Source organism: Cellulophaga sp. RHA_52 (assembly GCF_007827205.1).
GTDB classification, from domain to species: Bacteria; Bacteroidota; Bacteroidia; order Flavobacteriales; family Flavobacteriaceae; genus Cellulophaga; species Cellulophaga lytica.
Map to the genome: position 1 here is coordinate 379,516 of NZ_VIRZ01000001.1, position 22,302 is coordinate 401,817.

The following is a 22,302-nucleotide window of genomic DNA, read 5'->3' on the forward strand; positions in this document are numbered from 1 at the left end:
ATTGCTAGTATTAGTATGCTTACAAATTACAAAGCGTAGGAACTAGTAGACTTTTTATCTGTGATTTACTTGCTAACTTTAGTGCTTAAAATCTGCTACTGCTCATACATTAGACCGTTCTGCATAATTTACTAGAATTGCAGAATAAAAGAAAGTCAACAAAAAATGAAACAAAAATGCCTTTTCCTGTAGAAGAAAAATATATAATAGAAACAGAATCTGAACTGAACGTAACATTCTCAACTGAATTTAAAAACCGAATGAAAAAATCAAATGGTGGAGAAATAGACACTGATGATTTCTTCTTTCAACTTTACCCATTTTTTGACAAATCTGACAAAAAAAGAATGATATTAAACTATAACAATCATTAGTTACCTCGTTTTTTACCAAAACCTCATTAATTTTTACAAAGCTTAAACAGTAGTCTGCACGTAATTTTGTGTTATAATTTTAAAACACAGAAAAAATGACAAATACTAATGCACTGGCACAAGCACGCTCGCTTACATTGCCTACTCGTGAAGCTTCTCTTCATCGTGAAGAGTCGGTCTCTCATTTTTGGAATAACAACCGTAAATTACTTGAAGATGCTTGGGTAGAATGGGAAATTGAAAATAAAGACAATTTATTAATACCAGACCAATCATTATTAGATCCGCGTTTAAGAGAAGCAGTTAATAGCGCTTGGAAAAATCCAGAAAAAGAAAATGCTGTTGCAGATTTATGGGAAGAGATTATACCAGGTGTTTACAAAATACAATTTTTTGATCTTGAGCGTTTAGCAGAGTTTCGTAATTATTTAGAAGCCGCAGCCAACTCTAAAATTCCTGCACGCCCACCATACGGTATACAATTAAACCGTTATGGGGTTATGTTAGACCCAAGATCTGAGGGACACCTTGGCGCACCTAATTTTCAGGCATTTTATAATGATATTATGGACCGTTATATGAGGCCTATTTCTCGTTTATTACTTGGCACACAGGGTTATGATAGTCAAACTTTTGGGTTTTCTATTAGATACAATCCAGACAAGGAAAAAGACTTACAAGCACACACAGATGCTTCATCTGCTACTTTAAACATTAACATTAACCTACCTGATGAGGAGTACACCGGCTCTGAAGTAGATTTTTATGACAAAAGCACTAAGCAAACGGTACAAACGTTTTTTGAGCCAGGTAAAGCAATACTTCACCGTGGTAACGTACCACACGCTACACACCCAATAACAAGTGGCCAGCGTAGCAACTTGGTTGTATGGCTATATGGAGATCGTATGCAAATACCAAGAGGCAGCACTAGTAGTTATGGTAATTTTGGTAGTGCTGGTTCTAATACTGCTGCTCAAGAAAACATTACACCTCGCCAACGTTGGAGCTTGCCTAAGGAACCAAAAGATACTTTTGCTCCTTTTTAAAGAAAAAAAAGCTACAATAACGCTCTTTTTGTACAAAAACAGTAAAAAATACTATTGCTATACCGCACAACAACAATTGCTAGTACTTGCCTATATGTAAACCTTAAGGCATTGGTACTAGCTTTTTTTGGTTAACAACGTTTTATCCTGTTTTAATTTGTTAAATTAGGCTTGCTAAAAGCGTATGTTTTTAAAGCCAAAAAACAAGTTAAAAAGTATGAGTGCAGAAGAGAATTTAAAAAAGCTAAATTTAGAGCTTCCTGAAGTATCTACACCAGGTGGCAGTTATATTTCTGTTAATGTTAGAGGAAATATAGCGTACATAGCAATTCAATTTCCAATAATTAACAATACTTACCTATACCAAGGGCGTTTGGGAGATAAAATTTCTACTCAAGAAGGATATAAAGCAATGGAAATATGCGCATTAAATGTATTGGCACAGGTAAAAAACAAAATAGGGTTTAATGCTATTGTTGGCCTAAATCATATTGATATTTATTTTCAGTCGGGGCAAGACTGGGATGATTCTCCCATTGTTGCAAACGGAGCATCGGACTTATTTGTTAAGGTATTAGAAGATAAAGGAAAACATTCTAGAGCCATTTTTGGGGTTCATAAACTACCTCGTAATTTTAGTGTGGGCTTAACAGCTACTTTTACCCTAAAGTAATAATTAACTAACAATACCACTAAAGCGTAAAACAGAATACAAAAAACAATAGCTGCTAAATATGTACGGTTTATAACAAACCCGGTTTTACACCCATTTACTTAAAAAGTTTCTAATACATTACTCCATACTTTTTTAAAAATAAATTATATTGCTAAAATCATTAAAAAGTATAAAATAAAATGGAACGATTTAGTAAAAAATTTATTACCACAAAAGATTTGGAATGGGAAGAACTTGGCGGAGGAGTGTCAAGAAAATTCTTAGGGTATGACAACCAAATTATGATGGTAAAAGTAAAGTTTGAAAAAGGTGCACTAGGTGCTCCACACCAACACTTTCATACACAAGCTACCTATTGTGTATCTGGTAAGTTTGAGTTTGAAATTGATGGTGAAAAGAAAATTGTTGAAGCAGGAGATGGGGTTTATATAGAACCAAATTTACTGCATAGCGCTGTTTGCCTAGAAGAAGGTATGCTTATTGACACGTTTAGCCCTGTTAGAGAAGATTTTTTAAGCGGTGGCGGTGTTTCTTATTTTGGAGATAAGAAGTAACACTTAAAAAACGCTGTTTTATAAGTAAACAGTAAACTATTTATTAAAATTTCCGAAGCTTCGTTGCACGCGTTCCTGAGCTTCGGATTTTTTTTGGCTTATATTAAAAAAAACTATGATTAAAATTAAATTACTACTTGCTCTATTTTTATTTTCTAATTTATTAAGTGCCCAAACTGAAAATGAAATTACAACGTTTAATAAAAAGCTAAATCAGTTTTACAACGTACGTGATTTTTGCATTTCTAATAACGGTAATGAAGCCTATTTTACAATACAAAGTCCAGATGGTGGAATTTCTCAAATAGCCACACTAAAAAAAGAAGGAGATAAATGGCTAGAGCCAGAACTACTACCCTTTTGTGATGAGTTTATGTATTTAGAGCCATTTTTATCTCCTAATCAAAATAGACTATTTTTTGTGTCAGACAGGCCGTTAAACAACTCTAGTAGTCAAAAAAAAGATTTTGATATTTGGTATGTAGATAGGGATACCAAAAATAACGGTTGGTCTAATCCAAAAAACTTAGGAACACCAGTAAACTCTAGTTTAGATGAATTTTACCCTACCGTAAGCAGTACTAATAATTTATATTTTACAATGGCTTCTCCTAAAGGATTAGGTAAAGATGATATTTATTTTTGCGAATGGAAACAAGGCAAATACCAAGAACCCGTTCTTTTAAACAAAAATATTAATAGTGATGGTTATGAGTTTAATGCATTTATCTCTAAATCTGAAGACTTTTTACTATTCACAAAATACAATGCCAAAGACGGTCAAGGAAGTGGGGATTTATACATTTCTAAAAAAGACAAAAATAACAACTGGTCAAAAGCTAAAAACTTAGGGCTTCCTATAAACACAAAATATATGGAGTATTGCCCTTTTTATGATGAAAAAAATCAAAAATTATACTTCACTAGCAAAAGAAAAAACATTAAGCCTCAAGAGTTTAAAAAAGTTTTAGACTTTAAAAACTATATAAAAGAGAGCAAAAATGGTTTAAGTAAAATATATGTTACCAAATTAAATATAATTAAAAACTAAACTTATAAATACGTAAGTGGTACAATAATTGGTTAAGACACACAGAACCAAAAATCTTATGTTATGAATAACTTTAAATTATTAATCTTATCACTATTTATTTTAATAATTACAGTTTCTTGCAGTAGTGATGATGATGATGCCAGCCAAGAACTATACTCGTCAGAAGATTTAACCATTTTACACAATAACAGCTCTAAAGCCTGGAAATTAGAAGCGTATTATATTGATTACAATTCTAAGCAAAAAAGTGAACAAAACGATTGTCTTGTAGATGATATTTACACTTTTAAACCAGACGGAATTATAGAAGTAGCAACGGGATTAGAAAATTGTTACTACGGAGATAACGAAATTGCCGAAGCAGAATATAGTTTTTATGAAGATGAAGGGCGTTTATACATAACTATAATAAGAGGCGAAGTAACTGAAGATCTTGTTAAAAGTACTTCTTTTACCTTACAACTTATAGAGCTAACAGAAAACAGAATGGTATTTGCTAGTGGAGACAAAGACAACTATAAAATATCTTTAATATTTATAACAGAATAAGTCTAAAAATTTAAAAAGCCTTGATATCACTATCAAGGCTTTTTTATTGTACTCGAGGTGGGAATCGAACCCACACTCCGAAGAACTGGATTTTGAATCCAGCGCGTCTACCAGTTCCGCCACTCGAGCAATTGTAACGGGCTGCAAAAGTAAAAATAATTTCTAATTATTTTACAAAAAATAAAAACAATTATCCTTTAGCTTCACAAATAAATTTATAAATTTGCACCTCGTTTAAAAAAAGGTATTTAAAATACTGATAACGACCAACATAGAAATCAACAACACAACAATGTCATACACAGTCCCAGAACCTAAAATTTTTGCCTGTACACAAAGTACTGCTTTAGCTGAAAAAATTGCCAAATCATTTGGATCTGACTTAGGAAAAGTAAAATTCTCTAGATACAGTGATGGCGAGTTTCAGCCTTCTTTTGAAGAGTCTGTTCGTGGCGCAAGAGTTTTTATTATTGGATCTACAAATCCAAGCTCAGAAAATTTAATGGAAATGCTTTTAATGTTAGATGCAGCTAAAAGAGCATCTGCAAGACACATTACAGCTGTTATGCCATACTTTGGTTGGGCAAGACAAGACCGTAAAGACAAACCTAGAGTACCTATTGCTGCTAAATTAGTAGCTAAAATGTTAGAAACAGCTGGTGCAACAAGGATTATTACAATGGACTTGCACGCAGACCAAATACAAGGTTTCTTTGAAAAACCTGTAGACCATTTATTTGCCTCTACATTATTTTTACCGTACTTAAAAAGTTTAAAACTAGACAATTTAACTATTGCTTCTCCAGATATGGGAGGTTCTAAAAGAGCTTATGCATATTCTAAAGCATTAGAAAGTGATGTTGTTATCTGCTACAAGCAAAGAGAAAAGGCAAATGTAATTTCTCATATGGAGCTTATTGGTAACGTAGAAGGTAAAAACGTAGTACTTGTAGATGATATGGTAGATACAGCAGGTACATTAACAAAAGCAGCAGATCTTATGATGGAAAGAGGTGCACTTAGCGTAAGAGCTATTACAACGCACGCTTTATTATCTGGTGATGCTTATGAAAAAATTGAAAAATCTAAACTTTCAGAACTTATTGTAACAGATTCAATTCCGTTAAAAAAGCAAAGTCCTAAAGTTAAAGTTGTAGAATCTGCAGAGTTATTTGCTGATGTTATGACTAGAGTACATAACAATACGTCTATTAGTTCTAAATTTTTAATGTAATATAGATCTAATACACTAATTTCGCACATTAATTAAATATATATAATGAAGTCAATTACAATTACAGGATCAAAAAGAGAAAGCGTGGGCAAAAAAGCAACTAAAGCCTTACGTAATGCTGGAATGGTTCCTTGCGTAGTATACGGAGGAGAACAACCACTACATTTTTCAGCACCAGAATTAGCGTTCAAAGATTTAGTGTACACTCCAAACGCGCACACAGTTGTGATAGATTTGGAAAACGGAGAAAAAGTGAATGCTGTTATTCAAGACATTCAGTTTCACCCAGTATCAGACAGAATTATACACATAGATTTTTACCAATTATTTGATGATAAAGCGGTAACTATGGATATTCCTGTTCGTTTAGTAGGTAACTCTCCAGGGGTTAGAAATGGTGGTAGATTATTATTTAGAAAAAGAAAGCTTACTATTAAAGCTTTACCAGCTAAATTACCAGATTTCTTTGATGTAGATATCAATAAATTAAAAATTGGTGGTAACATAGCAGTATCTTCATTAGTAAATGATGATTTTACTATTTTACACCCAGACAATACAGTTGTTGTACAGGTTAAATCATCTCGTAACGTTGTTGCTGCTGATGATGACGAAGAAGAAGGAGAAGCTGAGGCTGAAGCTCCTGCTGCTGAGTAAATCTTTACAGATACAAATTAAAGCATCCTGCCTTGGAATTTACCAAGTTTCAGGATGCTTTTGTATTTTTGGTGCTTTTGTTACATATGATAGCACAAATATTAAAATCAATTTTTAGAACAAAACCGTTGTTCTTTTTAGAAGAAAAAGATCCTATGAAAAAGTTTTTAGTAGTTGGCCTAGGCAATATAGGCACAGAATATACAGAAACAAGACATAATATTGGGTTTAAAATACTTGATGCCTTTGCTAAAAAAGAATCTTTAACTTTTGAACCACAAAAATTAGGCGCTGTTACCACATATAAAATTAAAGGGCGCACTATTCTTTTTTTACAACCATCTACTTATATGAATCTTAGCGGAAAAGCTATTAGGTATTGGTTAGAGAAAGAAAAAATTCCTTTAGAAAACTTATTGGTTATTACAGATGATATTAACCTACCTTTTGGTACAATACGCGTTAAAACTAAAGGTAGTGATGGCGGCCATAACGGCTTAAAAGACACACAAAACGTATTACAAACTACTTCTTACAACAGATATAGATTTGGTGTTGGTGCCGATTTTGGAAAAGGCAGACAGGTAGATTATGTTTTGGGGGAATGGAACCAAGAAGAACAAGAGAAAATGCCAGAACGCTTAGAACGTTCTATTGAACTTATAAAATCTTTTGTACTAGCAGGCATAAAAACTACTATGAACCACTTTAACAACACTTAATTACCTAACTTTAAACTCATAAGTACCAGAGTCTGATGAGTTTCCTTCTTCATCTACAGTTACAACTTTCCAATAATAGACTGTATTGGCTACCACACCTACTTTTACTGTTGTATTATCTGGTGCGTTAGTTGCTAACAAATCTGTAGGCGGTGAAACACTACCAAAATACACTTGGTAACTAGCTATATCATTATCTACATCTTCTGCTACCCACTCTAATTCTACATCGTTATTGGTATCCTTAAACACTGTTTGTCCAGATTTAGGCGCTATTATTTCCGCAGCAAAAGGCGGATATGTAGTTTGCGATCCAGCATTGTAAAACTTCCAAATTTCACTGGCTGTTGTCTGCGAAACCTCATCGTTTTTAGCTATTACAAACCAAGAATAGGCTACACCTTTATCTAAAACAACCTTTTGTGTCATGGCTGTTGTACTTAGTGTTTGCGTTAAGTTAGTATTTAGGTTAGTTATTTTAACTTCATACAAATCTGTTCTTGCAGATGCATTCCACTGCAACTCTACCTCACTTGTATTTGTTGTACCTATAGTAATACCAGTAGTACACTCAGAGCTTTTTAAAGGAAAAAGAAGTTCTGGTGATGATGGTGGCTTTGGAGAGCTTTTAGAACAAGACAGTGCCAATAATAGACACAAAAGCATTAGTAATTTTTTCATTTCTTAATTAATTTTGTTTCACCTTTAACCGCTCCTCCATCAAACAACACTACATACATCCCTTTTGCTAAGGCAGATACATCTAAATTTACTTTTCCGTCTTGAACAGTGTATTCTTTCTGCTCTAATATTTGTCCGCTTAAAGTGTAAATAGTAACCGTTACAGAGCCAGATAAAGTACCTAAATAAGCCACAGCCTTGCCTTGTGTTGGGTTGGGTGATATTACCGGATTTGCTGCAATATAAATTTGCTGCTGGTACACCCCTTGGCATTCTAAACCTGTTGACACTTTTACTGTATTTAAACCGTTTTTAAGCGCCAAGCTAGCTGTTTTATCTGTAGTTTGTAGCGTTACTCCATTTAACTCTACATTGTACAAATTAGCACCACTTAACTGCAAATTAAGTGTTTTGTTCTGTACAGCAGATAATACTTGTAACACATCTGGTTGGGTAACAACAACTGTTACACAATAATCTTCATAAGTAATTGTACCGTCTGTACCAGATATACAAATTTGGTACGTACCAGCACTTAAATCGTCTAAACTTACTGTATCTGTAAATGCTTCTGTAATATTAACTCCGTTACCAGTTATGGTTACACTGTAATTAATTTCTTCTACAGCATCAATAAAAATTTCTCCATCATTGCTAGTGGTACAAGCTTCACTCTCTATAGAAATTGCAAAATTATCTGGTCTAAATCTATAAATGGCACAACCATTAACATCTACCTCTGCCCCATTTGGTGTTCCTAAGCAAGCATCATCTCCATCATCAAAAACACCATCATTATCTGCATCTGGCCTAGACAAACCTTCTACGCAAATTTCTAAATTAAAGTTATTTATTTGCCCTCCATCAGAAGAGGCACCATCCTTAACTTCTAAAATCCATTCACCTAAAACAGATTCGCCATTTAATGAAGCCAAAGAACCTAACGGCCTAACACTACCTTCAATTGCCGCATTAGCTCCACTGCCACATACAAAACTTGGACTATCATCATCAAAAACAGCATTAATATCCTGAAAATCACCACAAGAATTGGAAGTTAACACCACTCTTGTTCCTTGAGGAGATATTAGACTTATTGTTAAATCGCTTAAAAAACTATGTGCAATATCTACACTAACATTAACATCTGTAATTGGTAAATCGTCTAAAAAAGTAATTTTAGACTGTAGTACAGACGTACCTACAGTTGGTATTGTTTTTGGTAAGTCTTGAGCCTGTTTAGTATTACAACTAACTAAAGCCGTAGTAAAAGTATATGCAGGTCCAAAAGTACCTTCGGCACATAAACTTTTTGGCTTAACACGCCAGTAATATGTTGTTTCTGCTAACAAATTAGTAGGTCTATAGCTTGTAAAAGGAGTAGATTTAGTTTCTATTATGTTTGCAAAAGCAGCATCTGTAGCTATTTCTAAATCATAAGAAGAGTATGCTACGTTTTCTTCCCACAGTAATGTTTCGTTCATATTAACACCAGCTGCACCATTACCTGGAGAAATTAACCCTACATCTGCAAAACTAGTATTGCCAATTACTAAGGTAACAACCACTCCTGTAGTGTTAGAAACCGAGTTAGAAAGTACAGTAAGCTCATAAGTTCCTGGCGCTACATTTTGGGTGTTAGACAAAGTAAGGTCTACATCTGTATTATTGGTATCTGCTGTAGGCGTAGAAAATGAAACACCTAAGTTTGCTGGCGCTCCAAAAACACTAAACGTAGAGGTCTCATCAAAACCATTATTAACAGTATACTTAAAAGGTATTACCACGTTGCTAGGCTGACAAACGTTATAAGTTAATTTTTCAAACTCTAAATTAACATCTGAGGTATTTATTGTAAAGTTAGATGAATTTATTGCGTAATACACATTATCTGAAGGCATTACACGTATTCTAGCTGTTGTTGTTACCACATTTGGTATTTGCACTATGTGCGAACCATCATTGACTACATTCTCTGCCAATAAGGTAGGAAAAGACAAACCAGAATCTATAGACAAATATATATTTACCGTTTCTGTATTAACAGGTGCAGCATTAGTACCGGCAACATCCCAAGTTACCAATTGCACAGAGCCAGATTGGTAAACAACATTAGAACTTTGTGATGTTACAGCAAATGGCCCAGCTGCATTAACAACCCTAACATTCATAGTTTCAGAGGCTACTTGTCCGCCACCTACTGCATTGTCCCTTACTGTAAATGCAAAATTTAAATCTCTTTCTACATCAGAAACTGTTTCCCAAGAAGAACCCTCAGATGGGTTTGTTTGTGTTAAATTACCCTGTATTACACGTTCTATTTTAGGAAAATAACGCTCTTTTTCTGTACTTGGCTTTAAAGATCTAAAATTTGCTCCACTAGGATTTTCTGGCCCAAAGTTAGTACGTGTTACTACTCCGTTATCTATTTGTTCCCAGGAGTACGTTAACAAATCGCCTGTATCTAAATCTGTTGCCTCACCAGACAATACAAACGGTGTAGATTTAGGGATAATATAGTTAGATAAAGGACTTATAACTGGCGGATTATTGGTAATTGCAGTATTTACGCCACAACTTAAACCACTAACATATTCTGCTATCTGAAAAATACTATAATAATGAAAATAATCATCTCCATTGCTCTGTACATTATTGCCATCTGCAATACCTGCATACCCCATTATTGTAGATCCACTTGCTGGTTCTGCTTGCACCAAAGTACCTTCAGAATCAAAAGACCAGGTATGGTTAGCCCCAAATTGATGCCCTATTTCATGTGCAACAAAATCTACATCAAATAAATCTCCTTCTGGTGTACTGCGAGAAGAGTATGCTCTACCTTTCCAATTGTCGTCACAAACAGAGCCAACAGTACCTGCATTACCGCCGTTTGGTCCTTGATGAAAAAGGTGTCCCACATCATAATTAGCAGCACCTATTACTGTAGAAAATGTATTTTGCGCTTGCGTATTTAAACTACCAGAGTACGGATCTGTTGTTGCATCTGTATAAATTACCTCATCTGTATTTGCTACTAGTTCTAAATGTATTCCTAAATCGGTCTCAAAAACCTCATTTACCCTAGTTAGTGTTGCATTTATTGCTGCCAATGCATCTGCCACGCTACCACCATGATAAGCTGTATACTCACCAGATGCAGAAATAGCTATTCTATATGTTCTTAAAGTTTGGTCGTTTATTTGCTTAGCTGCAGACGCTTTTTTACTTGTAGCTATTACAGATTCTGTTTCACAAACAAACGCATCTTTATGCTGGTATGCACTTGCTTTGTATATAACGTATTCTCCTTTGTTTTGCTTTGTAGGCTGCATATAAGTTGCTTCTTCCTTATCTGCATTCACCATCATACTTTGTATACCCTTGTGAGAAACACTAAAACGTATTCTTTGGTTAGGATTTACAACTCCTTTACCTATGTATGACTTAATATTAGGATATTTTGCAGCCAAACCTGGAGCAAAAATTGCATGTTCTTCCACATAAAAAGCTTTTAGTTCTGCGTTAGCATCAGGAAAATACATTACTTTTTTTCCTTTAGCACTTATATTTGGCTGTAAAGAAGCAGAAAAAGAAGATTCATCTAAATAAAACGTTTTTGCTTTATTTACATCTATATTTTGTATAGTTTTAGACGCTAAATTATGTTGTAAGCTACCAGTTTTCCAATAATTCTGTTGTGCAAAACCGTAAAAGCTACCAAATAATATGGTTATTGAAAAAACAAGGCGTAGTTTTGTAATCATTAAAAGCAATTTAATATTCAAAAATAGTCTTTTTATTATTTTAGTCTCGTGATAACAATTAAAAGCATTACAAAATTCGACAAAGCACACGCTACAGTTATTACAATTGGTACTTTTGATGGTGTACACATTGGCCATAAAAAGATACTAGAAAGACTCATAAATAGTGCCAAACTATTAGAAATAGAAAGTACTGTGCTTACTTTTTTCCCGCATCCTAGAATGGTTTTGCAACAAGATAGTAATATTAAATTACTTAACACTATTGAAGAAAAAGAAATGATACTAAGTAACTTAGGCTTAGATTTTTTAATTATTCATCCTTTCTCTAAAGAATTTTCTAGGCTTAGCGCAATAGAATTTGTTCGTGACATCTTAGTTAATAAACTCAATACCAAAAAAATTATTATAGGATATGACCATAGATTTGGGCGTAACCGTAATGCAGATATTAACGACTTAAAAAATTACGGCACTACGTTTGATTTTAATGTAGAGGAAATTACGGCACAAGAAATTGATGACGTATCTGTAAGTTCTACAAAAATTAGAAAAGCATTAGCAGAAGGCGATGTTAGCAAAGCCAACAGTTACCTTGGCTACAATTATATGTTAACCGGTATTGTTACCAAAGGTAAAGGCTTAGGGAGACAATTAAATTTTCCTACTGCAAATATTTATATAAAAGAAGAGTACAAATTAATACCTAAAAATGGTGTGTACGTAGTTAAAGCCAAATTAAACAATTCTACTGTTTTTGGTATGATGAATATTGGCTACAACCCTACTGTTAACGGAACAGAAAAGACCATTGAAGTAAATTTCTTCAATTTTAATGATGATCTTTACGGCAAAAAAATACAGGTAGACATTTTAGAGCGCATTAGAGATGAAGTAAAGTTTGACTCTATTAACGATTTAAAAGTTCAGCTTACAAAAGACCAAGAAACTGCTACTAGTTTAATTGCTAAACTATGACCACTTTCCTATTTAAAAAAATAGACAATGCCGGCTTAATTCTATTTAGAATATTTTTTGGCATACTTATAAGTTTAGAATCCTTTGGAGCTATACTTACTGGCTGGGTAAAGGCCAACCTTGTAGAACCTACTTTTAATTTTTCTTTTATTGGTTTTGAGTGGCTAAATATTATTACTGGCCCTAGTATGTATGCCTATTTTATTATTATGGGTATTACTGGTATTTTTATTTCTGTAGGATACAAATACAGGTACAGTATGCTTGCCTTTGCATTGTTATGGAGCTGTGTGTATTTAATGCAAAAAACATCATACAACAACCATTATTACCTATTAATGTTAATTTCTTGGATAATGGTGTTTTTTCCAGCTAACACAGACCTTTCTGTAGACGCTAAAAATAATCCAGAACTACGCACTACCAAAATGCACGCGTATTATAAATATATAATTGTACTACAGCTAACCATTGTATACACATATGCTTCTGTAGCCAAATTGTATGCAGACTGGTTAGACTTTGGCTTTATAAAAGTGCTAATGCAAAACAAAGCAGACTATTTTTTAATTGGCGAGTTTTTACAACTTGCTTGGGTGCACAAAATTGTAGCTGTTTTTGGTATTTTGTTTGATTTACTTATTATTCCTGCATTATTATGGAAACCTAGCCGAAAAATTGCTTTTATTTTAGCTATCTTTTTTCACTTGTTTAACTCTATTGTTTTTCAAATAGGCATTTTCCCGTACTTAGCTTTGGCTTTTACAGTTTTCTTTTTTGAGCCACAAAAACTTAGAGATATCTTTTTTTTAAAAGAGAAAAAATACAAAGTACATACACTTGTCCCGCCAAAACACAAAAAACTTATTGTAGGTATTTGGGTTATCTATTTTTTATTTCAGTTGGGGTTACCCATAAGACATCATTTTTTTAAAGACAATGTTTTATGGACCGAAGAAGGGCATAGACTTAGTTGGCGTATGATGCTACGTTCACGTTCTGGAAGTGTTACTTTTACTACAGTAGACAAAGACACAAATGAAAAAAAGCGAATTAATTTAAACAACTATCTTACTAAAAAACAACGCAGAAAAATTGGAGCATATCCAGATTTTATTTGGCAATTTGCACAACATTTAAAAAAAGAAGCCAAAAAGGAAAATAAAAATATTGCTGTATACGTAAACTCTAGAGTTAGCATTAACGGTAAACCATACCAACCTTTTATAGATCCTAAAGTAGATTTAGCACAAGAAAAATGGCATCATTTTAAGCACAATAATTTTATTTTACCTAGTCCAAAATAAATTACAAGCACTAAACTCTTCAAGTTTTACGCATTCTCTTTTGCGCAATCCCTTTTTACCATTAAATTTGCTTTTAAAATTTAAATAAATGCTACAGCTTCAAGCTATCCGAGAACAAAAAGACGAGATTATTATCGCCCTAAAAAAGCGTAATATAGATGCAGCTCCTTTGTTAGAAAACGTACTTTCATTAGATGAAAAACGTAGAGATGCACAAACCAAATTAGATAACACACTTGCAGAGAGCAATAAGTTGTCTAAAGAAATTGGTATGCTTTTTAAGTCCGGAAAAGCATCTGAAGCAACAGTTTTAAAAGAGCGCACCGTTGTTTTAAAAGAAGAGTCTAAAACATACCAAGAAGAATTAAATACGGTTGCTGAGGAATTACAAAGTTTACTGTACCAAATTCCTAATGTACCACACCCTAGTGTACCTGCAGGAAACACAGATGAAGATAATGAGGAAATTTTTAGAGAAGGAGATATTCCTGAATTAATAGAAGGTGCTTTACCACACTGGGAACTAGCTAAAAAATATGACATTATAGATTTTGAACTTGGTGTTAAAATTGCTGGTGCTGGTTTTCCTGTTTATAAAGGAAAAGGTGCTAGATTACAACGTGCACTTATTGCTTACTTTTTAGACAAAAATACAGCCGCTGGTTACCAAGAAATTCAGGTTCCGCATTTGGTAAATGAAACTTCTGGTTACGGAACAGGTCAGTTACCAGACAAAGAAGGGCAAATGTACCACGTTACTGCAGATGATTTATACTTAATACCAACTGCAGAAGTACCTGTAACTAACATTTTTAGAAACACTATTGTTAACCAAAAAGATTTTCCTATTACATACACAGGTTATACACCTTGTTTTAGGAGAGAAGCTGGTAGCTATGGTGCGCACGTGCGTGGCTTAAATAGATTGCACCAGTTTGATAAAGTAGAACTTGTACGCGTAGAGCACCCAGACAATTCGTATGCTGCTTTAGATGGTATGGTAGAACATATAAAAGATATTTTAAGAGAATTAAAATTACCATACAGATTGTTACGCCTTTGTGGCGGAGACCTTGGTTTTACATCTGCTCTTACGTTTGATTTTGAAGTGTTTTCTACAGCACAAGACCGTTGGTTAGAGATTAGCTCTGCGTCTAACTTTGAAGCATACCAAGCTAACAGACTTAAACTACGTTTTAAAGATGAAAACGGCAAAAGCCAATTTGCACATACCTTAAACGGAAGTTCTTTAGCTTTACCACGTGTTTTAGCCGGGATTTTAGAAAATTACCAAACAGAAAAAGGCATTAAAATACCAGATGTTCTTGTGCCTTATTGTGGTTTTGACATGATAGATTAAGGTTCTTTAACAAGAACTTCTTATATTCTTGGTATCTTTACTAAAAAATAGATTTCTTGAGAATATTTATACTTATACTAGCCTGCTGTTTTGCGCAACTTTCCGTTGGGCAAAACAGCTTTTTAGCTAAACAGTATTATGATGATGGTGATTTTGACAAGGCAGTAGTTTTTTACGAGAGATTAGTAAAAGAAAACCCAAGAAGATCTGACTATCAAACGTTTTTAATTAGTTGTTACCAACAGTTAGAGCGTTATTCTGATGCCGAAAAACAAATTAAAAAAAACTTAGATTCGCCCAACCCAATACCTGTTTATTACATAGACTTAGGACACAATTATACCTTACAAGGCAATAATGAAGAGGCCAAAAAATATTATGACTTGGCTTACTCTAAAGTAGAAGAAAACCCAAGAAACGGATACGGCTTAGCATATAAATTCCAAAACTACTCGCTTTTAGAGTATGCCGCAAAAACATACAACAAAGCAATGGAATTAAATCCGGCTTTAGATTTTAATTTTCAGTTAGCACGTATTTATGGGGAACAAGGTAATGTAGAGAAAATGTTTACCAGTCTACTAAATATAGTTGCTAAAGATCCTAATAGAATGTCTTCGGTAATACGTAATTTAGACGATTTTATTACCACAGATTCTGATAACAGAAACAACACAATACTAAAAAAACTTATTCTTAAAAACGCACAAAGAAGTCCGGATATTATTTGGAATGAAATGCTAAGTTGGCTTTTTATACAGCAAAAACAATTTTACAGTGCTTTTAGTCAAGAAAAAGCAATTTACAAACGCTCACAAGACAACAGCTTAAGAAGGTTACAAACATTAGCTAATATTTGTGTTGATGAAAACGAAAAAGAAACTGCACAAGAAATTTATAATTACATTGTAGTTAACAGCCCTAGGGTAGATAATGTAAAATTATATGCAGAATTGCAAAGGATAGCATTAGACTTAGACTTGTCTAACAACAAAAATACAGATGCTGCACAAAAAGCATTTGCTGCATTGCTAGAAACTTATGGTTACAAACCACACAGTATAATGTTACAGCTTAGGTACGCTAACTTTTTAGCTTTTAAAAAAGTTGAAACAGAAGAAGCTACATCTGTATTAAAAAAAACACTAGAACTACAGCTTAACAGGTATGAAGAAGCTAAAATAAAAATGGCTTTAGCAGATATTTTGGTATACAACAAGAGGTTTAATGAGGCCTTAATTTATTACACACAAATACAAAAAAACCTAAAAAATGATGTTTTAGCTCAAAACGCGCGTTTTAAGGTTGCAAAAGCTAGTTTTTACAAAGGAGATTTTGACTGGGCTTTAGCACAATTAAAAGTGTTACGCAGTTCTACATCTCAACTTATTGCAAATGATGCTATGCAACTTAGCCTTTTAATTTCTGACAACAGCTTGCAGGACTCTACCCAAACAGCCTTAAAAAAATATGCTACTGCAGATTTATTAGCCTATCAAAATAAAACCACAGAAGCAATAGCAGCTTTAGATGATATTTTAGAAAATCACAAAGGAGAAAAAATTGAAGACGAAGCTCTGCTAAAACAAGCAGAACTACTTATACAACAACAAGAGTACGAGAAAGCAGAGCTTAATTACCTAAAAATTATAGAGTTTTATAAATCAGGAATTTTAGCAGACGATGCACACTATGCCTTAGGCGAGTTGTACCGTACAATACTGTACAAACCAGAAGAAGCTAAATACCATTACGAGAAAATAATATACGGCTACCAAGACAGCTATTTTTTTCCTTTAGCCAGAAAAGAGTTTAGAAAACTTAGAGGAGACGCTATAAATTAGTTATAGCTTTGCAAACTGTACAAAAATAAACATTACACTAAAAAAAAGACTATGTATATATACAACGTAACCATTAATGTAGAGGAAGAAGTGCACGATAAGTGGTTGTCTTGGATGAAAGAAACACACATACCAGATATGTTAGCAACTGGTAAATTTACTGGCGCAAAAATGTGTAAGGTTATTATAGAAGAAGAAATGGGAGGTGTAACATACTCTGTACAATACAGCACACCAAACAAAGAAACTTTAGACGTTTATTATAAAGATGATGCAAATAAACTACGCCAGGAAGCAAACAAGCTTTTTGCTGGCAAGTTTGTAGCTTTTAGAACAGAGTTAGAAGTTATTGGAGAAGCAGTATTAACTCCTGCAAAAAAATAAAACTACCTTTTGCAAAAAACAAAGTTTTAAACAATTAGCTACATAATTATGTCTAAAAAAAAGAAAGAATTTTTCAAGAAAAACAAGGCCCAACGTAAAAATGATAGTCCAGTTAAGGCTAAAAAACACCTTGGCCAGCATTTTTTGACAGATGAAGCTATTGCCCAACAAATTGCAGAAACACTAACTCATAACGGGTATACTAATGTTATAGAAATTGGTCCGGGTACTGGTGTACTTACCAAGTACATTTTAAAACATGATTTAAATTTAATAGCTATGGATTTAGATACTGAATCTATAGCATATTTAAATCAGAATTTTTTACTAGAACACCCAGAACTACTTAACCGAAAAGGTACATTTAAAGTTGTGGAGGCAGATTTTTTAAAACAAGATTTAACTACCATTTTTGGCGACGAACAATTTGCAATAAGTGGCAACTTCCCGTATAACATATCTACACAAATTGTATTTAAAACATTAGAGCATAAACAGCAAATACCAGAGTTTACAGGAATGTTCCAAAAAGAAGTTGCAGAGCGCATTTGCTCTAAAGAGGGCAGCAAAGCATATGGTATTTTATCTGTATTAACTCAAGCTTACTACCACGCAGAATATTTATTTACAGTACCGCCAACTGTTTTTAATCCGCCACCAAAGGTAGATTCTGGCGTACTAAGACTAACACGTAAAGAAAATTTAGACATTGGTGTAGATGAAAAATTACTGTACCGTGTTGTAAAAGCAGTTTTTAATCAGCGTAGAAAAACCATTAGAAACAGCTTAAAAACCTTTGAACTTTCTGATAATTTAAAAGAAGACCCTATCTTTGGCAAACGTCCAGAACAATTAGCCGTTGAGGATTTTGTAGCACTTACAAAAAAGATAGCCAATGACACCGTTTAAATTAACAGACGAATTTTTACAGCATATAGAAACATTAATTTCCAATCAAAAAGACGCAGATATTCAGCTTCTTTTAGAGGAAATACACTATGCAGATATTGCCGAAATAGTTAATGAGCTTAATACTGATGAGGCTACTTATATAATTAAATTATTAGAGAGTGATAAAACCTCTGATATTTTAACGGAGCTGGATGAAGATGTAAGAGAATCTATTTTAGGAAACTTATCTACCAAGGAAATTGCAGATGAGCTTAATGAACTAGATACAGATGATGCCGCAGATATTGTTGCAGAGTTACCACAAAACATTGTACAAGAGGTAATATCTGAACTAGAAGACAGGGAACATGCAAAAGACATTGTAGATCTTTTACGATATGATGAGTATTCTGCAGGTGGATTAATGGCAAAAGAGCTTGTAAAAGTAAATGTAAACTGGAACGTGCTTACTTGTGTAAAAGAAATGCGTGCACAAGCAGAAAATGTTACTAGAGTACATTCTATTTATGTAGTAGATGATGAAGAAAAACTCAAAGGAAGGTTATCATTAAAAGATTTACTTACCACATCTACAAAAACACACATTAAAGATGTGTATATCCCAAAAGTAGACTCTGTTTCTGTAAACGAAAAACCAGAGGAAATTGCAAAAATAATGTCTAGGTATGACCTTGAAGCTATACCTGTTGTTGATGAAATTGGCAGGCTAGTTGGAAGAATTACTATTGATGATATTGTAGATGTAATTAAAGAAGAAGCAGATAAAGATTATCAGATGGCTGCAGGTATATCTCAAGATGTAGAAGCAGATGATAGCATATTAGACTTAACAAAAGCACGTTTACCTTGGTTAATTTTAGGCCTTTTTGGAGGTGTAGGTTCTGCCACTATTATGGGTACTTTTGAAGGTGTTATAAATGGCCATATTTCACTACTATTATTTACACCCTTAATTGCCGCTATGGCTGGTAATGTTGGTGTGCAATCTAGTGCAATTGTTGTGCAAGGTATTGCCAACGATGATTTAAAAGGCAGTATGGTAAATAGGCTTATAAAAGAAATACTTTTATCTGCACTTAATGGCACTATACTAGCCATTATACTTTTTTGTTTTGCTTGGCTTATGGAGGGCGATGTTAAAATGGCATTTGCCATATCTATATCATTAATAGCAGTTATTATTGTTGCTGGTATTATTGGTACGTTTGTACCTATTTTTTTACACAAAAGAGGTATAGACCCTGCCATTGCTACAGGACCATTTATTACAACCAGTAACGATATTTTTGGTATTATAATCTATTTTTCAATAGCTAAAATGTTCTTATAAAACATAAGCTGTATCATTCTTAATTTCTTCTAACACAAAAGAACTTTGCACGTTAGATATACCCTTAATTACAGATAATTTATCTAATACAAATTGTTGGTACTGCGTCATATCACTAACAGCAACTTTTAGTAAAAAATCATAATTACCAGACAAGTGTTGGCAGCTCATAATTTCTGGCAAATGGGCCACATTATTTTTAAAATTATCTATTAACTCTCTAGAGTGTGTTGCTAATGTAATATGGCAATACACTTTTATGGCTTTATTTATTTTTTCTTCATTAAGCAGGGCAACATAACCCTTAATATAATTTTGCTGCTCTAACTTTTTTATACGCTCAAAGGTAGGAGATACTGTTAGTCCTATTTTATCTGCAATTTCTTTAGTGTTCTGTTTTGCATTTTGTTGCAATAACATTAGTATTTTTTTGTCTACAGCATCCATACCAGTATATTTTTTTGTTAAGCCGATAAAATTTAATCAAAATTAGAATAATACTATTGAAAATAACTACATATGCAGTATAATTTATCAAATTAACAACAAATTAAAGACACTTTGCCTGAAAATACTAATTTTACAGCATTAAAACCTACGCTACTACTATGTATAAAAATATATCAGTAAAAGACACAGAACGTCTTCATAAATTAAAAGAAAATATAGAACAAGCCAGAGATTCATTTTTAGGTTACCCTGTATCTAAAGATTTTAATTACGCTGAGCTTAGTAGTTTTTTACAATACCCAATAAACAACTTAGGAGATCCGTTTGAAGATGGCACGTATAAGGTACAAACCCACGAAATGGAAAAGGAAGTTGTTGCATTTTTTGCTAAACTATTTAGAGCACAACCAACAGATTATTGGGGCTACATAACCAATGGTGGCTCTGAAAGTAACTTATATGGTTTGTATTTAGCAAGAGAATTATATCCAAAAGGAATGGTGTATTACTCAGAATCTACACATTATAGTGTGCGTAAAAATATTCATTTATTAAATATTCCTAGCATCATTATTCGTTCTCAAGAAAACGGAGAAATAGATTATGAAGATTTTGAAAATACGGTAAGAATGAATCGTCATAAACCAGCAATTGTACTTACCACTTTTGGCACTACAATGAAGGAAGCTAAAGACGATGTTTCTAAAATAAAAGGCATTTTAAAAAACTTAGCTATACAAGACCATTACATACATTGTGATGCTGCATTATCTGGCACATACGGTGCATTTATGGAGCCACGTATACCGTTTGACTTTAAAGACGGTGCAGATAGTATATCTATAAGCGGACATAAATTTATAGGCTCGCCAATACCATCTGGTGTTATAATAACAAAGCGCAGTAACAGAGATCGTATAGCAAAAGGCATCTCTTATATTGGCTCTTTAGACACTACAATTACAGGATCTAGAAATGGTCATAGTCCGTTATTTTTATGGTATGCACTTAAAAAATTGGGTGTAGATGGCTTAAGAGCACGTTACCAAAAAAGTTTAGAAACAGCTGTTTATTGTGAAAATAGGTTAAAAGAAATTGGTGTAAATGCTTGGCGAAATCCAAACGCTATTACTGTTGTTTTACCTAAAACAGCACTAGAAGTAAAACAAAAATGGCAATTAGCCACAGAGGGTAATGTTGCCCACGTTATATGTATGCCCAATGTTACAAAAGCACAAATAGACGAGTTTATTTATGATATGTCACAAGCCAGTACTATTGAAGAAGAAGAATTTGAGCTAGATTTTTAGATTAACACTACTAGTTTAGAACCCAAAAAGTCAATGGCTACAATTTCCATTGGCTTTTTTTAATGTCAAATAGTTATCTTTATAGAACTACAAAGCAACTACATATGACAAAAAACCTTTTACATATTTGTGTCTTATTACTTTTATTTAGTGCGTGTAAACCTAAAAACAAACCTGCTACCGCAACAGATAACACAGACCATAATACAGCAAGTAGCTCACCTACAAAGATTAACAATACAGCTTTAATTATTTTAGGTACTGTACAAGATGCAGGGTCACCACAAATAGGCTGTAAAAAAGACTGTTGCAAAAACTTATTTACAAACCCAGATCCAAACAGAAAAGTAGTTTCATTGGGTGTTGTAGACAACCAAAACAAAGCCACATTTTTGTTTGAAGCCACACCAGATATTCCAACACAAGTAAAGGCCTTAAAAAACAGTGCTAATTTTAATGCACAAGAAATTCCTACTGGTATTTTTTTAACACACGCACATATTGGTCATTACGCAGGTTTAATGTTTCTTGGGAAAGAAGCTATGAATGCTAGTAACACACCTGTTTATACTATGCCAAAAATGAAAACTTTTTTAGAGGAAAACGGTCCTTGGAGTCAGCTTGTTGCAAATAAAAACATAGCTATTAAAGCAACAGAAAACAAGCAAACACTAGAACTTACCTCTAATTTAAAGGTGGTTCCGTTTACAGTGCCACACAGAGATGAGTTTTCGGAAACCGTAGGTTATACTATAATTGGACCAAATAAAAGAGCATTATTTATTCCTGACATAGACAAATGGAATAAGTGGGGCCAAGATATTACTACTGAGATTGCCAAGGTAGATTATGCCTTTATAGATGCTACTTTTTTTGATGCTGAAGAAATAAACAACAGAGACATATCAGAAATTCCACATCCGTTTATTATAGAAAGTATGGAATTATTTAAAGAGCTACCGGCTACAGAAAAAAGCAAAATTAATTTTATACATTTTAATCATACAAATCCGGCTCTAAACATAAAAAGCACAAAGGCAAAACAAGTAATAAAAAACGGCTTTAACATTGCGCAGATTAATACTGTTTACAATTTATAAAATACCTATT

21 protein-coding genes and 1 tRNA gene are annotated in these 22,302 nt (G+C 33.4%); 18 read left to right on the forward strand and 4 right to left on the reverse strand.

Annotation, left to right across the window (positions count from 1 at the left end; translation table 11 throughout):
• The first annotated feature begins 137 nt into the window (after positions 1 to 137).
• From JM80_RS01620 to JM80_RS01645, 6 genes are all read left to right on the forward strand, one after another.
• Positions 138 to 374 (forward strand): SMI1/KNR4 family protein, encoded by a 237-nt coding sequence (locus tag JM80_RS01620; RefSeq protein ID WP_174258349.1) that lies wholly within the window; start codon positions 138 to 140, stop codon positions 372 to 374.
• Positions 375 to 469: 95 nt separating this feature from the next.
• The gene (locus tag JM80_RS01625; protein ID WP_144709046.1) at positions 470 to 1,423 is read left to right on the forward strand and encodes a 2OG-Fe(II) oxygenase; all 954 of its coding nucleotides are present in this window, start codon (positions 470 to 472) and stop codon (positions 1,421 to 1,423) included.
• A gap of 217 nt (positions 1,424 to 1,640) precedes the next feature.
• Entirely contained in the window at positions 1,641 to 2,096 is a 456-nt protein-coding gene (locus JM80_RS01630) for a RidA family protein (protein ID WP_013621346.1), read from the forward strand.
• Positions 2,097 to 2,278: 182 nt separating this feature from the next.
• Positions 2,279 to 2,653, forward strand: coding sequence for a cupin domain-containing protein (locus JM80_RS01635; protein ID WP_144709047.1), 375 nt, complete (start codon positions 2,279 to 2,281; stop codon positions 2,651 to 2,653).
• Positions 2,654 to 2,768: 115 nt separating this feature from the next.
• Positions 2,769 to 3,704 carry a PD40 domain-containing protein gene (locus JM80_RS01640; protein WP_144709048.1) on the forward strand — a complete coding sequence of 312 codons (936 nt, stop codon included), beginning with the start codon at positions 2,769 to 2,771 and terminating at the stop codon, positions 3,702 to 3,704.
• Between the two features lie 63 nt (positions 3,705 to 3,767).
• The gene (locus tag JM80_RS01645) at positions 3,768 to 4,256 is read left to right on the forward strand and encodes a hypothetical protein (protein ID WP_038505811.1); all 489 of its coding nucleotides are present in this window, start codon (positions 3,768 to 3,770) and stop codon (positions 4,254 to 4,256) included.
• 49 nt (positions 4,257 to 4,305) lie between these two features.
• On the opposite strand, the gene JM80_RS01650 is transcribed toward JM80_RS01645, so the two are convergent.
• Positions 4,306 to 4,385 (reverse strand) — tRNA-Leu (locus tag JM80_RS01650).
• Between the two features lie 163 nt (positions 4,386 to 4,548).
• Here JM80_RS01650 and JM80_RS01655 point away from each other — a divergent pair.
• The 3 genes from JM80_RS01655 (at position 4,549) to pth (ending at position 6,869) form a co-directional block, all read left to right on the forward strand.
• Positions 4,549 to 5,490 carry a ribose-phosphate pyrophosphokinase gene (locus tag JM80_RS01655; RefSeq protein WP_013621342.1) on the forward strand — a complete coding sequence of 314 codons (942 nt, stop codon included), beginning with the start codon at positions 4,549 to 4,551 and terminating at the stop codon, positions 5,488 to 5,490.
• A gap of 45 nt (positions 5,491 to 5,535) precedes the next feature.
• Positions 5,536 to 6,147 (forward strand): 50S ribosomal protein L25/general stress protein Ctc, encoded by a 612-nt coding sequence (locus JM80_RS01660; RefSeq protein ID WP_034646592.1) that lies wholly within the window; start codon positions 5,536 to 5,538, stop codon positions 6,145 to 6,147.
• 86 nt (positions 6,148 to 6,233) lie between these two features.
• The gene (gene pth / locus JM80_RS01665) at positions 6,234 to 6,869 is read left to right on the forward strand and encodes an aminoacyl-tRNA hydrolase (protein ID WP_075695024.1); all 636 of its coding nucleotides are present in this window, start codon (positions 6,234 to 6,236) and stop codon (positions 6,867 to 6,869) included.
• On the opposite strand, the gene JM80_RS01670 is transcribed toward pth, so the two are convergent.
• Together JM80_RS01670 and JM80_RS01675 are read right to left on the reverse strand one after the other, a co-directional pair.
• Entirely contained in the window at positions 6,870 to 7,550 is a 681-nt protein-coding gene (locus JM80_RS01670) for a hypothetical protein (protein ID WP_255436556.1), read from the reverse strand.
• Entirely contained in the window at positions 7,547 to 11,317 is a 3,771-nt protein-coding gene (locus JM80_RS01675) for a reprolysin-like metallopeptidase (protein ID WP_144709049.1), read from the reverse strand. The genes JM80_RS01670 and JM80_RS01675 overlap by 4 nt, the downstream gene beginning before the upstream one ends.
• A 48-nt stretch (positions 11,318 to 11,365) precedes the next feature.
• On the opposite strand from JM80_RS01675, the gene JM80_RS01680 reads away from it, so the two are divergent.
• The 7 genes from JM80_RS01680 (at position 11,366) to mgtE (ending at position 19,432) form a co-directional block, all read left to right on the forward strand.
• Complete coding sequence (locus JM80_RS01680; protein ID WP_013621338.1) at positions 11,366 to 12,295, forward strand: bifunctional riboflavin kinase/FAD synthetase; 930 nt, start codon at positions 11,366 to 11,368, stop codon at positions 12,293 to 12,295.
• On the forward strand, positions 12,292 to 13,602 hold the full coding sequence (locus JM80_RS01685) for an HTTM domain-containing protein (protein WP_144709050.1): 1,311 nt from the start codon (positions 12,292 to 12,294) through the stop codon (positions 13,600 to 13,602). The genes JM80_RS01680 and JM80_RS01685 overlap by 4 nt, the downstream gene beginning before the upstream one ends.
• A gap of 88 nt (positions 13,603 to 13,690) precedes the next feature.
• Positions 13,691 to 14,962, forward strand: a complete 1,272-nt coding sequence (gene serS / locus JM80_RS01690; protein WP_013621336.1) for a serine--tRNA ligase — start codon at positions 13,691 to 13,693, stop codon at positions 14,960 to 14,962.
• 56 nt (positions 14,963 to 15,018) lie between these two features.
• Positions 15,019 to 16,806 (forward strand): tetratricopeptide repeat protein, encoded by a 1,788-nt coding sequence (locus JM80_RS01695; protein ID WP_144709051.1) that lies wholly within the window; start codon positions 15,019 to 15,021, stop codon positions 16,804 to 16,806.
• A 51-nt stretch (positions 16,807 to 16,857) separates the two neighbouring features.
• On the forward strand, positions 16,858 to 17,190 hold the full coding sequence (locus JM80_RS01700; protein WP_144709052.1) for a DUF4286 family protein: 333 nt from the start codon (positions 16,858 to 16,860) through the stop codon (positions 17,188 to 17,190).
• A 48-nt stretch (positions 17,191 to 17,238) separates the two neighbouring features.
• Positions 17,239 to 18,099, forward strand: a complete 861-nt coding sequence (gene rsmA / locus JM80_RS01705) for a 16S rRNA (adenine(1518)-N(6)/adenine(1519)-N(6))-dimethyltransferase RsmA (protein ID WP_013621333.1) — start codon at positions 17,239 to 17,241, stop codon at positions 18,097 to 18,099.
• Positions 18,086 to 19,432 (forward strand): magnesium transporter, encoded by a 1,347-nt coding sequence (gene mgtE, locus JM80_RS01710; protein ID WP_013621332.1) that lies wholly within the window; start codon positions 18,086 to 18,088, stop codon positions 19,430 to 19,432. The genes rsmA and mgtE overlap by 14 nt, the downstream gene beginning before the upstream one ends.
• On the opposite strand, the gene JM80_RS01715 is transcribed toward mgtE, so the two are convergent.
• Entirely contained in the window at positions 19,427 to 19,879 is a 453-nt protein-coding gene (locus JM80_RS01715; RefSeq protein WP_013621331.1) for an Lrp/AsnC family transcriptional regulator, read from the reverse strand. The two genes, mgtE and JM80_RS01715, sit on opposite strands and share 6 nt — an antisense overlap.
• A 161-nt stretch (positions 19,880 to 20,040) precedes the next feature.
• Between JM80_RS01715 and JM80_RS01720 the strand changes: the two genes are divergently transcribed.
• Both JM80_RS01720 and JM80_RS01725 read left to right on the forward strand, forming a co-directional pair.
• The gene (locus tag JM80_RS01720; RefSeq protein WP_013621330.1) at positions 20,041 to 21,192 is read left to right on the forward strand and encodes a histidine decarboxylase; all 1,152 of its coding nucleotides are present in this window, start codon (positions 20,041 to 20,043) and stop codon (positions 21,190 to 21,192) included.
• Between the two features lie 104 nt (positions 21,193 to 21,296).
• The gene (locus JM80_RS01725; protein ID WP_144709053.1) at positions 21,297 to 22,292 is read left to right on the forward strand and encodes an MBL fold metallo-hydrolase; all 996 of its coding nucleotides are present in this window, start codon (positions 21,297 to 21,299) and stop codon (positions 22,290 to 22,292) included.
• The last annotated feature ends 10 nt before the right edge of the window (positions 22,293 to 22,302 follow it).

Bases quoted from the DNA above. Each gene is read 5' to 3' on its own strand.
- JM80_RS01625 (WP_144709046.1), top strand. From the start codon at position 470: ATGACAAATACTAATGCACTGGCACAAGCACGCTCGCTTACATTGCCT.
- JM80_RS01630 (WP_013621346.1), top strand. From the start codon at position 1,641: ATGAGTGCAGAAGAGAATTTAAAAAAGCTAAATTTAGAGCTTCCTGAA.
- JM80_RS01635 (WP_144709047.1), top strand. From the start codon at position 2,279: ATGGAACGATTTAGTAAAAAATTTATTACCACAAAAGATTTGGAATGG.
- JM80_RS01640 (WP_144709048.1), top strand. From the start codon at position 2,769: ATGATTAAAATTAAATTACTACTTGCTCTATTTTTATTTTCTAATTTA.
- JM80_RS01645 (WP_038505811.1), top strand. From the start codon at position 3,768: ATGAATAACTTTAAATTATTAATCTTATCACTATTTATTTTAATAATT.
- JM80_RS01655 (WP_013621342.1), top strand. From the start codon at position 4,549: ATGTCATACACAGTCCCAGAACCTAAAATTTTTGCCTGTACACAAAGT.
- JM80_RS01660 (WP_034646592.1), top strand. From the start codon at position 5,536: ATGAAGTCAATTACAATTACAGGATCAAAAAGAGAAAGCGTGGGCAAA.
- pth (WP_075695024.1), top strand. From the start codon at position 6,234: ATGATAGCACAAATATTAAAATCAATTTTTAGAACAAAACCGTTGTTC.
- JM80_RS01670 (WP_255436556.1), bottom strand. From the start codon at position 7,550: ATGAAAAAATTACTAATGCTTTTGTGTCTATTATTGGCACTGTCTTGT.
- JM80_RS01675 (WP_144709049.1), bottom strand. From the start codon at position 11,317: ATGATTACAAAACTACGCCTTGTTTTTTCAATAACCATATTATTTGGT.
- JM80_RS01685 (WP_144709050.1), top strand. From the start codon at position 12,292: ATGACCACTTTCCTATTTAAAAAAATAGACAATGCCGGCTTAATTCTA.
- serS (WP_013621336.1), top strand. From the start codon at position 13,691: ATGCTACAGCTTCAAGCTATCCGAGAACAAAAAGACGAGATTATTATC.
- JM80_RS01700 (WP_144709052.1), top strand. From the start codon at position 16,858: ATGTATATATACAACGTAACCATTAATGTAGAGGAAGAAGTGCACGAT.
- rsmA (WP_013621333.1), top strand. From the start codon at position 17,239: ATGTCTAAAAAAAAGAAAGAATTTTTCAAGAAAAACAAGGCCCAACGT.
- mgtE (WP_013621332.1), top strand. From the start codon at position 18,086: ATGACACCGTTTAAATTAACAGACGAATTTTTACAGCATATAGAAACA.
- JM80_RS01715 (WP_013621331.1), bottom strand. From the start codon at position 19,879: ATGGATGCTGTAGACAAAAAAATACTAATGTTATTGCAACAAAATGCA.
- JM80_RS01720 (WP_013621330.1), top strand. From the start codon at position 20,041: ATGTATAAAAATATATCAGTAAAAGACACAGAACGTCTTCATAAATTA.
- JM80_RS01725 (WP_144709053.1), top strand. From the start codon at position 21,297: ATGACAAAAAACCTTTTACATATTTGTGTCTTATTACTTTTATTTAGT.